The sequence below is a fragment of the bacterium genome (assembly GCA_024224155.1).
Lineage (GTDB): Bacteria > Acidobacteriota > Thermoanaerobaculia > Multivoradales > JAHEKO01 > CALZIK01.
The window spans coordinates 1-814 of sequence record JAAENP010000561.1 but is presented as its reverse complement, the minus strand read 5'-3'; the positions used below and the strand labels follow the sequence as shown (position 1 = coordinate 814).

Annotated in this window: 2 protein-coding genes; both read left to right on the top strand. The window is 62.8% G+C overall.

What is annotated here, in order from left to right; all coding sequences use genetic code 11:
* On the top strand, positions 1–402 hold a 402-nt coding region (nrfD, locus tag GY769_25645), incomplete at its 5' end, for a polysulfide reductase NrfD (GenBank protein MCP4205309.1).
* A partial coding sequence (locus GY769_25640; GenBank protein MCP4205308.1) for a DUF3341 domain-containing protein occupies positions 399–814 on the top strand: 416 nt, incomplete at its 3' end. The genes nrfD and GY769_25640, both read left to right, overlap by 4 nt.

The following is an 814-nucleotide window of genomic DNA, read 5'->3' as shown; positions in this document are numbered from 1 at the left end:
TCGGGCAACGAGTTCGAGCACTTCGCCTTCATGAACCGCGCGCTGGGACCCTACTGGTGGGCCTACTGGACGATGGTCTCGTGCAACGTCCTGGTGCCGCAGTTCTTCTGGTTCCGCAAGATCCGCGAGAACCTGATGGTGGTCTGGATCCTGTCGATCTTCATCAACATCGGGATGTGGTTCGAGCGCTTCGTGATCATCGTCACCTCGCTCCACCGTGACTTCCTGCCTTCGAGCTGGAGCTACTACGTACCGACCAAGATCGAGATCGCCACCTTGCTCGGCAGCTTCGGCCTGTTCTTCACGCTCTTCCTGCTCTTCTGCCGCTTCCTGCCGGTGATCGCGATGGGAGAGATCAAGGGCGTGCTCGGATATGGCCGGGCGAAGGGAGTGACATCGTGAATCGAAGACTGCACGCCGTCTTCCAGGAGGAAGAGGAGATCCTCGCTGCCACGCAGTCCTGCCGCGAACGGGGATACAAGATAATCGACGTCTACTCGCCCTATCCGGTGCACGGCCTCGAGCGGGCGATGGGGCTCAAGCCCTCGCGCATTCCCTTCGCCTGCCTGGCCTTCGCCATGGCCGGTGCGGCGTTGATGTTCTGGTTTCAGGTCTGGGCCTCGGCGGTCGACTGGCCGGCGAACATCGGCGGCAAGCCGCTCAATTCGGCCCCGGCCTTCGTCCCCGTGACCTTCGAGACCGCCGTCCTGCTCGGCGGCCTCGGCACGATCTTCGTGCTGTTCGCCAGGTCGCGTCTGTTTCCGCTGAGGCGTCCCATGATCAGCGACGCGCGGCTGACCGACGACCACTTCCT